An 8,550-nucleotide genomic window follows, 5' to 3' on the forward strand; every position below is an offset into this window, starting at 1 on the left:
CTGGAGCGGATGGGCGCAAAACCCACCGGTTTCGTCGCCAGTGAGTATGCAATGGCGGTGTGGGGCATGGAGGACATGTCCGAAGTGGACATGGACGCACTGTTCCATCCGGACATGATGGGTGACGATCTTGAAAGCTGGCTGGATGAGAGCGCGCTGATGAAGCGGACCTTCGGTCATTGCGCCCAGATTTCCGGCCTGATCCACCGCAACCTTCCCGGCAAGGAGAAGAACTCACGGCAGGTGAGTTTTTCCTCCGACCTGATCTATGACGTGCTGCGCAGCCATGAGCCGGACCATATCCTGCTGCAAGCCGCCCGGCAGGACGCGGCGACGGGCCTGCTCGATGTGCGCCGCCTGTCAGATGCCTTGGTGCGGATCCGTGACAAGATCGACCATCAGGCGCTCACCAAGATCAGCCCCTTCGCCGTACCCGTCATGCTGGAAATCGGCAAGGAACCGGTTTCAGGCGCATCCGTGCAGGACGCCATCCTGGGCGAAGCGGAGGCCGATCTGGTCAGAGATGCAATGAGTTAGGCGGCCGGGCGCAGCCATCCTTTGTAGTGGGCAACAAGTCCTGCGAAGGAGTGATAGATCGCGACGTCAAACTGACAGGAGCCGTCTGGCAGGACAGTTTCCCGAGTGTTGCTGACAGGTAGGAGGAAGCGGGGAAGAGGGACTCCTAGGAACCGGGCTCGCATGACCGGAAACTCTAATTGGTTTTCGCCTGCCAGCAGCCTGATCGAGAAGTCCAGTACGCCGAAACGTTCACGGATAATCCCGCTATCGTCTTTTTCGACGCGGCGCAGGTGAGATGAGAACCGATGTGTCCCGAACTGGCGGGTCCACATTTCTCCGTTCCGGTTACGCACCATGCTGACGCGGACGGGTACGTTTCGCCCAGACGGCGGGAAGCCAGCAAGTCTGTTGGCCAGAAGAGCCAGAAAGCCTTTTCCGCGATGGATCTCCGCTTCGCCCTCCCAGACATGCTCGCTTGTAACTGTGTGAAGGTGTTGAAGGGGAGCGGCGAGTTTGTCGAAGGCGCCACCAAGGACTTGCCTGAATACGGGCGTGATTTCCGTATCGGTCCGTCCAGTTGACACGTTAAGGGAGGATAGCGCGTCCTCGGCCTCATCCAATGTGAATTCGCCAAGGCAAGGTCTGGCGCCGGGGTCGATTTGCCCGGTCAGGAGTTTGGGGATCATGATCCGCGCCGGCACGGTCGGAATGTCGGGGCCATCTCCTGCTTCTGCTATAAGTGTCCAGATACGGTTTTCGTGGGTGTCTTGTGCAGTTTTTCCTGTAACGCTAACCCTCATTCCCCCGCGGTCGGATCCGAACGGACGCAGCAGGGTGGCGAGCGGTTGAAGCACGCTCGTCCAGGATGTCAGAGATTTCACGAGCCCGCGAGAAACAAGCTTACCCAAAAGGAACAGTCCGCCATGCATGAGCTTGAGTTCCAGTCCGGCAGAAAACTGAACACTTGCGGCGTCGTATCTTGATGGCAAGAGCGTAAGGTCTGGCGCGCCGATAGGGCTGAGCCAGCGGTTCTTCAGGGGAGGAATGCCCGGCACAGTCAGTGTGATAGAGCGAATTGCGCCCCAGCCGGTCACGTGGCGCCACGCTCCGGCCTTCCAGACTTTCAGGGGCTGACCTGTTTGGGAGAGGATGGATCGTATCACGGATTGCCCGCGAGGTGCGCGGTTGCCCGGCGTGATCGCACTCTCGACAAGCTCTATACTCGTCATGCCTTTCGACAGGGCGTCGGTCGCCGAAGACGACAGGGCCGGGACACTTGAGACGCCAGATATGATGACCACGCCTTTGGTGCGCGCGTCTGTGTCGAGGCTGGCGATGCCCTCGGAAAAGGCCGCATCGTCGGACAGGTCCAGATAGTGCGCGCCGCAGGCGAGGCCGGCGCGTGCAACTCTGTAGGGATCTTTCCCATAATCCTGCCAAGGACCGGCAGCGTCGACGATGATTGCTGGCGCCAGACCGCGCACCTGTTCAGTAAGATCGATTGCATCGATATCAATCGTGTACGGTATGCCGCCGTGTCGCTCGCAAAACGCTTCTGCCTTCTGAAGGCTGCGCCCTGCGACGATGACATCGTATTCATTCCCTTGAAGCAAGGCTGCAGAAAGGCGGCCTCCGAATACCCCGTATCCCCCAATGATTAGTATGCGGCTATTCAATGAGGCGCACCCTGATCTCAGGTGTCGGCACTGGACAACTTTTGCCCTGCAATAGTTTTCGATTGTTCGCGATGCGGCGATACAGCCAATTTGCCAACGGGGAGGGCAGCCAGCGCAACACCATGGCGGCTTTCCAAGGCCATTCCAGGACAGCGAGACTTTCGGTGAAGACGTCGAGATTGCGGTAGTGCCGGCCATCAATACGGAGGAGGGCCGTTTCCATGGCGTCCGGGTCGAGCCCCAGGGCGATATAAATTTTCCGACCTGCCGATGACTGCGCTGTCATCAGGGCGAAACACCCCTCCGGATCGTGTGCAACCAGAAACCTCACGAAGCGCGAACACAGCGCACAATCGCCATCATAGATGTAGAGGTCGCATGTATCCCGGTCCATGAAGTCGGTCCACCTTTCAGGTTGAACTTAGGTTACGTGAAAAGGTTGAAATATGTGTCAATTGCGCGCTGCGGCGTGCGGGTGCCACGTTGACCCCCGGGCCATTGCGGGCCAGATTCATGGTCCATGACTGCTGCCGCCAAGAAACCCTCTGAAACACACCTGCACCTGGCCGGGGAGCTGCTGACACCGCTGCCGGAGGGGGCGTTGTGGTGGGCGGCCGAGCGGGTGCTGGTCGTGTCCGATCTCCATTTCGAGAAGGGGAGCGCGTTTGCGGCGCGGGGCCAGTTGTTGCCGCCCTACGATACGGCCGCGACGCTGTCACTGGTCGAGCGACTTTGTGCCGGGCTCCAGCCGAAGACCGTGATCTCGCTGGGCGACAGTTTCCACGACCGGGCGGCCGAGCTGCGCCTGCCGGAGGAATATGCGCGGCGCATTCAGGCGCTGACATCGGCGCATGACTGGGTCTGGGTAGAGGGCAATCATGATCCGGACCCGCCGGCCCATCTCGGCGGCCGCGCCAGCAAGGTGCTGCGCATCGGGGCGCTGGTCTTCCGGCACGAGCCGACGGGGGAAATCGGCGAGGTGTCCGGGCATTTGCATCCGGCCGCCAAGATCATCGGGCGGGGGCGTTCGGTACGGCGGCGCTGCTTCGCCAGCGATGGCGCGCGGCTGGTGATGCCCGCCATGGGCGCCTTTACGGGCGGACTGAACGTGCTGGATGAAGCGTTCGCACCGATCTTCCCGGAAGGGGCCATGGCCTTCGCATTGGGGCAGGACCGGGTGTTCATGGTGGCCGCCAAAAGCCTTGTGGCCGATATGCCACGCGGCGCGCGCTGGAAATTCTGAGCGGCTAATATCGTTTGTGCATCGCACAAAAGCGTGCCATATGCCGCTGTAGCAGGGCGAATAGCTGCTGCTCTCGCATTGATCGTTGCCTTTTCCGGGTTCGCGTCGAGTGCGCCAACAACCGGGATGCCGATCGAAAGCAGGCTTCCTAAAATTTAGAGCCTAACAGGGCGCGCGGACTTTTGAGTCCGCTGGGCGCCCGCACATGAAAGTATTGATTTGACACAGTTTACCGAACTCGGCCTCGCCGAGCCCGTCCTCAAGGCGATTGCTGCTGAGGGCTATACCAAGCCGACTCCGATTCAGGAGCAGGCGATCCCGACACTGCTGGAAGGCCGCGACCTTGTGGGCATTGCCCAGACCGGCACTGGCAAGACCGCAGCTTTCGTGCTGCCGCTGCTCAGCCGTATGGCGTCCAATCCTGGCCGCCCTGTCTCCAAGGCAGCCCGCATCCTGATCCTGGCGCCGACGCGTGAGCTGGCCGCCCAGATTGCCGAAAGCGTACGTGTTTATGGTAGCCAGATGAAGCTGACCACGGCGATTGTCGTGGGCGGCGTGAAGCCCGGCGGACAAGTCCGTGCGCTGGCACGCGGCGTGGACGTATTGGTGGCAACACCGGGACGCCTGCTGGACCATATGGAAACCGGCGCCGTGAATCTGAGCGGTACCGAAGCGGTCGTGCTGGATGAAGCCGATCAGATGATGGATATGGGCTTCCTGCCTGCGATCCGTAAGGTGATGAAGGCCATTCCGACGCGCCGCCAGACGCTGCTCTTCTCGGCGACTATGCCGAAGGAAATCCGCTCACTTGCGAATGATTTCCTGCGCGATCCGGCCGAAGTGACCGTCGCCACCGTTTCCAAGCCTGCCGAAAAGATCGACCAAGCGGTCTATATGGTGAAGGGTACGGCCAAGCCGCGCCTGCTGGCCGAAATCCTGTCTGAGGACGACATGGACCGCGCCATCGTGTTCACCCGCACCAAGCATGGCGCTGACAAAGTGGTCCGCTACCTTGCCAATGAAGGCCTGTATGCCGAAGCGATCCACGGCAACAAGAGCCAGAACCAGCGCATTCGTGCATTGGACAATTTCAAGAAGGGCAAGGCCCCGATCCTGGTTGCGACCGACATTGCCGCGCGCGGCATTGATGTCGACGGCGTCAGCCATGTTGTGAACATGGACATGCCGAACCTGCCGGAATCTTATGTTCACCGCATCGGCCGGACAGCTCGCGCCGGGAAAAGCGGCATTGCATTGTCCTTCGTGGGCAATGATGAGCGCGGATATCTGCGTGACATCGAAAAACTGATTGGTCGCAAGATCGACCGGATTGATCTGGACGAAGACATGGCGCTCGACCTGTCCTTGCCGGAAGAGCCGGGTCCGCACACCAAGCAGAGCCGAGGCGGCGGTGGCAGAAGCCAGGGCGGCGGACGTCGTCAGGGCGGCCAGTCGCAGAACCGTAATCGCTCCGGCGGTGGGGGCGGCAAAGGTGGCTACAAGGGCGGCAAGCCCGGTGGATCACGGGATGGCGGCGATAGAAGCGCCGCGCGTTCCGAATCCGGCGGGGGTGGCTCCCGTCAGGGTGGCAACGGTCAGAAGCGCCGGAGCAAACCGAACAAGTCCTGGTCGCCCGTCAGCTAAGGCCGGCCTGCACTCTTTACCCAATGTCAGCCTTGTTTCCGCGCCGTCCTTCCGCCAAGGATAGGCCGGAAACAAGGAGGATATGCCATGAAGACTGCCATCACAGAAATGTTCGGAATCGAGCATCCGATCATCCAGGGCGGCATGCACTATGTCGGGTTTGCCGAAATGGCTGCCGCCGTGTCGAATGCTGGCGGTCTCGGCATCATTACGGCCCTGACGCAGAAAACCCCTGCAGACCTCGCAAATGAGATCGCGCGCTGTCGTGACATGACTGACAAGCCGATCGGCGTGAACCTTACGTTCCTGCCGGTCGTCAACGCGCCGGACTATCCAGGCTATGTGAAAGCCATCATCGAAGGCGGTGTGAAAGTTGTTGAGACCGCCGGGAACAATCCTGTGCAGGTCCTGCCGATCCTGAAAGAGCACGGCATCAAGGTGATCCACAAATGTACCGCCGTACGCCACGCGCTGAAGGCACAATCCATTGGCTGTGATGCGGTCTCCGTCGATGGTTTCGAGTGCGGCGGACACCCTGGCGAAGACGATATCCCGAACATGATCCTTCTGCCGCGTGCGGCGGATGAACTGGAAATTCCATTCGTTTCCTCAGGTGGTCAGGCGGATGGACGCAGCCTCGTGGCATCTCTCGCCATGGGCGCGTCGGGGATGAACATGGGCACACGCTTCATCGCGACGAAGGAAGCCCCCGTGCACCAGAATGTGAAGGATGCCATCGTTGCCGCGTCCGAACTCGATACCCGCCTTGTCATGCGTCCGCTGCGCAATACCGAGCGCGTGCTGACCAATGTTGCGGTTGAGCGCCTGTTGGAGAAGGAACGCGCCCTCGGCGCGGATCTGAAATTCGAGGACATCATCGAGGAAGTCGCCGGCGTTTACCCGCGCATCATGAAGGAAGGCGAGATGGATGCAGGTGCCTGGTCCTGCGGCATGGTCGCCGGTCTAATCCACGACATTCCGACCTGTAAGGAACTGATCGACCGAATCATGAAAGAAGCTGAAGATATCATCACAAACCGTCTGGCAGGCATGCTGTCGGGCAAGGTTCCGGCCTGATCCATTCTGAAAGAACTTTCTCATGATCCGTATCCCCCTTTTCGCCAGTGCCTGTCTCGCTCTCGCCGCCTGCGGTATGGGCGTCTCAAGCGACAATAACGCAGCATCTGTTTGCAATACCATGCTGGCGGGGGATCCGGAGATTGTGGAAGATCTCGCCGAGGACGGCGATACGATCGAAGTCTATTGCGGCTGCTACCAGACCCTGCTGGCTGATAAGTCCGAAGACGATCAGGCCGACATTTTGAAAGTCAGCCAGGTCGTGGCGGACATTCGCGAAGATGAGAGTCTGGGCCTGGAAGACGCCGCCGGTCGCCTGATGAGTGATTTCATCGAGGATGGCAGCAGTCCGGCCTATGGTATCACTCGGAGTGATTTCGAAATGACGGGCACCTATATCGATCAGGTTCGCCGTGAGCTGAACAAGGATGACAGCGCCTGCACGGCGTCCTGAATCTCAGGATAGCGCAGCCTCGATCGCGGCAGCGATTTCAGCTTCTGACATAGATTTTGTCACGGTGCTGATCACATCTCCAGAAGACCGGTCAATCAGATAGAGTTGGCCGGTCTTTATTTTGTCCGGGAAGATTTCGCGCATCGTGCCAGCGATGCCGAGGGTCTCTGCGTCTGCGAAATAGGCAGAGTCGTCCCTGGATGAATAGTCGAGGGCGAAGAACTCAGCGCCGTCAAACGGGTTTGAGGCCCGCACGGTTTCGACCTTGGGATCGAGCACCTTGCAGCTGCCACACCAGCTGGCATAGCTCAGGACTGCCAGAACTTTCGTGTCTTCAGCAGGCGCGGTGATTTCCTTGACATCAGCAAGACTGCCGGACGCAGCCACGGATGGGCCACATGCGGCAAGCGCAGCGATCGAGATGGCAGCAAGGCTGAAGCGCATGAAATTCTCCTGAAGTTTGAGCAAGCAGACTTAGCATGAGCGTAGACCTTGTGGGGTCACACTTGCGTTATTCAACGCGAACGCTGGCGGCACCTGACTCTACCCGACCGATGATGGCCGCATCGGCATGGCCGTGGCGGCGGAAGGTTTCCAATACCGAGTGCGCCGCCTCGGGCGAACAGGAAACGAGCAGCCCGCCGCTGGTCTGCGGGTCGCAGAGCAGGTCGGTCTCCATCGCGGACATCTGACCCGTGACCATATGAGATACCGAATCCCAGTTGCGGCCGGACGCGCCGGTCTTGATGCCTGACTGTGCGTGGCGACGGGCGCCTTCAAAGACAGGGACCTTGTTTTTCTCGATAACGATCTGAAGGCCGGCACCGCGCGCCATTTCGCTGGCATGGCCGAGCAGGCCAAATCCGGTCACGTCGGTTGCGGCATGAACATCAGAAATTTCTGAGAGTTCCGTACCCGGCGTATTGAGCCGTGTCGTCGAGGCGACCATTTCGTCATACTCGGAAGGGGAGAGGAGTTCCTGTTTCAACGCGGCGGAATAGATGCCAATGCCGAGTGGTTTACCAAGGATCAGGACATCGCCCGCCTGTGCGTTGGAGTTCAACAGCAACTTGTCGGGATGGCCCATGCCGAGGGCGACGAGGCCGTAGATTGGCTCGGCGGAGTCAATCGAATGCCCGCCCGCGATGGGCGCGCCGGCGGCCTCGGCCACGCTGCGCCCGCCCGCAAGAATGGCGCGGATCGTCTCATTGGCAATCTTGCCGATGGGCATGCCGACAATGGCGAGACAAAAGATGGGTTTCGCCCCCATCGCGAAGATATCCGACAGGGCATTGGTTGCGGCGATGCGCCCGAATGTATGCGGGTCGTCGACGATGGGGGTGAAGAAGTCGGTCGTGGCAACGAGCGTGGTTGTCTCGTTAATGAGGTAGACGGCCGCATCATCGCTCTTGCCCGCGTCCACAATCAAGTCTGAATGGCCAAGTGACAGGGGCATCTCACTGAGAATATCCGCCAGCACATTCGGCGCGAGCTTGCAGCCACAGCCGCCCCCATGGGCGAGGGATGTCAGGCGGGGTTCAGTGTGATGGTCGGGCATGATGGGATCCTCTCGGGCTGCAGGCTTACCGCGCCGGGCACTGGCGGGGCAAACAAAACCTGCTAATCGAAGAGAGATGCCTTATCTCGAAACCGTCACGGATATCAGCCCGGAAAACCTGTCGCGCTACGATGCGATCATTGACGTGCGCTCTCCTGCCGAGTTCGCGGATGACCACATGCCGGGCGCCATCAGTCTGCCGGTGCTGTCGAATGAAGAGCGCGCGCGCGTTGGCACCATCTACAAGCAGGAGAGCCCGTTCCGCGCCAATCGCGTCGGTGGCGCAATTGTGGCGCGCAATATTGCGCACCACTTGGAGACCGCGCTGGCAGACAAGCCGAAGAGTTGGCGACCGCTAGTCTATTGCTGGCGTGGCGGG

General features: G+C 60.2%; 9 protein-coding genes and 1 pseudogene. 6 read left to right on the plus strand and 4 right to left on the minus strand.

What is annotated here, in order from left to right:
- Positions 1 to 537: pseudogene (locus tag B4F73_RS03470) on the plus strand (DNA ligase-associated DEXH box helicase); the annotation flags it as partial.
- Here B4F73_RS03470 and B4F73_RS03475 read toward each other — a convergent pair.
- Together B4F73_RS03475 and B4F73_RS03480 are read right to left on the minus strand one after the other, a co-directional pair.
- Positions 534 to 2,195 carry an SDR family oxidoreductase gene (locus tag B4F73_RS03475; protein WP_290482511.1) on the minus strand — a complete coding sequence of 554 codons (1,662 nt, stop codon included), beginning with the start codon at positions 2,193 to 2,195 and terminating at the stop codon, positions 534 to 536. The pseudogene B4F73_RS03470 and the gene B4F73_RS03475 overlap by 4 nt on opposite strands.
- Complete coding sequence (locus B4F73_RS03480) at positions 2,188 to 2,589, minus strand: thiol-disulfide oxidoreductase DCC family protein (protein ID WP_290478598.1); 402 nt, start codon at positions 2,587 to 2,589, stop codon at positions 2,188 to 2,190. Before B4F73_RS03480 ends, B4F73_RS03475 begins: the two co-directional genes overlap by 8 nt.
- 126 nt (positions 2,590 to 2,715) lie before the next feature.
- Here B4F73_RS03480 and pdeM point away from each other — a divergent pair, with 126 nt between their 5' ends.
- The 4 genes from pdeM to B4F73_RS03500 all read left to right on the plus strand — a co-directional run bounded on the left by pdeM (position 2,716) and on the right by B4F73_RS03500 (position 6,613).
- Positions 2,716 to 3,438, plus strand: a complete 723-nt coding sequence (gene pdeM / locus B4F73_RS03485; RefSeq protein ID WP_206992232.1) for a ligase-associated DNA damage response endonuclease PdeM — start codon at positions 2,716 to 2,718, stop codon at positions 3,436 to 3,438.
- A gap of 219 nt (positions 3,439 to 3,657) precedes the next feature.
- Positions 3,658 to 5,082 carry a DEAD/DEAH box helicase gene (locus tag B4F73_RS03490; RefSeq protein ID WP_290478600.1) on the plus strand — a complete coding sequence of 475 codons (1,425 nt, stop codon included), beginning with the start codon at positions 3,658 to 3,660 and terminating at the stop codon, positions 5,080 to 5,082.
- 87 nt (positions 5,083 to 5,169) lie between these two features.
- On the plus strand, positions 5,170 to 6,159 hold the full coding sequence (locus B4F73_RS03495; protein WP_290482512.1) for an NAD(P)H-dependent flavin oxidoreductase: 990 nt from the start codon (positions 5,170 to 5,172) through the stop codon (positions 6,157 to 6,159).
- A 22-nt stretch (positions 6,160 to 6,181) separates the two neighbouring features.
- Positions 6,182 to 6,613 (plus strand): hypothetical protein, encoded by a 432-nt coding sequence (locus B4F73_RS03500; protein ID WP_290478601.1) that lies wholly within the window; start codon positions 6,182 to 6,184, stop codon positions 6,611 to 6,613.
- Positions 6,614 to 6,616: 3 nt separating this feature from the next.
- Here B4F73_RS03500 and B4F73_RS03505 read toward each other — a convergent pair whose 3' ends face one another.
- Together B4F73_RS03505 and selD are read right to left on the minus strand one after the other, a co-directional pair.
- The gene (locus tag B4F73_RS03505) at positions 6,617 to 7,057 is read right to left on the minus strand and encodes a thioredoxin domain-containing protein (protein ID WP_290478602.1); all 441 of its coding nucleotides are present in this window, start codon (positions 7,055 to 7,057) and stop codon (positions 6,617 to 6,619) included.
- Positions 7,058 to 7,124: 67 nt separating this feature from the next.
- Complete coding sequence (selD, locus tag B4F73_RS03510; RefSeq protein ID WP_290482513.1) at positions 7,125 to 8,171, minus strand: selenide, water dikinase SelD; 1,047 nt, start codon at positions 8,169 to 8,171, stop codon at positions 7,125 to 7,127.
- Between the two features lie 76 nt (positions 8,172 to 8,247).
- Here selD and B4F73_RS03515 point away from each other — a divergent pair.
- The coding region (locus tag B4F73_RS03515) for a rhodanese-like domain-containing protein (RefSeq protein WP_290482514.1) at positions 8,248 to 8,550 on the plus strand (303 nt) is incomplete at its 3' end.

It is taken from the genome of Hyphomonas sp. UBA3601 (assembly GCF_002375605.1).
Lineage (GTDB): Bacteria > Pseudomonadota > Alphaproteobacteria > Caulobacterales > Hyphomonadaceae > Hyphomonas.

Bases quoted from the DNA above. Each gene is read 5' to 3' on its own strand.
- B4F73_RS03480 (WP_290478598.1), bottom strand. From the start codon at position 2,589: ATGGACCGGGATACATGCGACCTCTACATCTATGATGGCGATTGTGCG.
- pdeM (WP_206992232.1), top strand. From the start codon at position 2,716: ATGACTGCTGCCGCCAAGAAACCCTCTGAAACACACCTGCACCTGGCC.
- B4F73_RS03495 (WP_290482512.1), top strand. From the start codon at position 5,170: ATGAAGACTGCCATCACAGAAATGTTCGGAATCGAGCATCCGATCATC.
- B4F73_RS03500 (WP_290478601.1), top strand. From the start codon at position 6,182: ATGATCCGTATCCCCCTTTTCGCCAGTGCCTGTCTCGCTCTCGCCGCC.
- B4F73_RS03505 (WP_290478602.1), bottom strand. From the start codon at position 7,057: ATGCGCTTCAGCCTTGCTGCCATCTCGATCGCTGCGCTTGCCGCATGT.
- selD (WP_290482513.1), bottom strand. From the start codon at position 8,171: ATGCCCGACCATCACACTGAACCCCGCCTGACATCCCTCGCCCATGGG.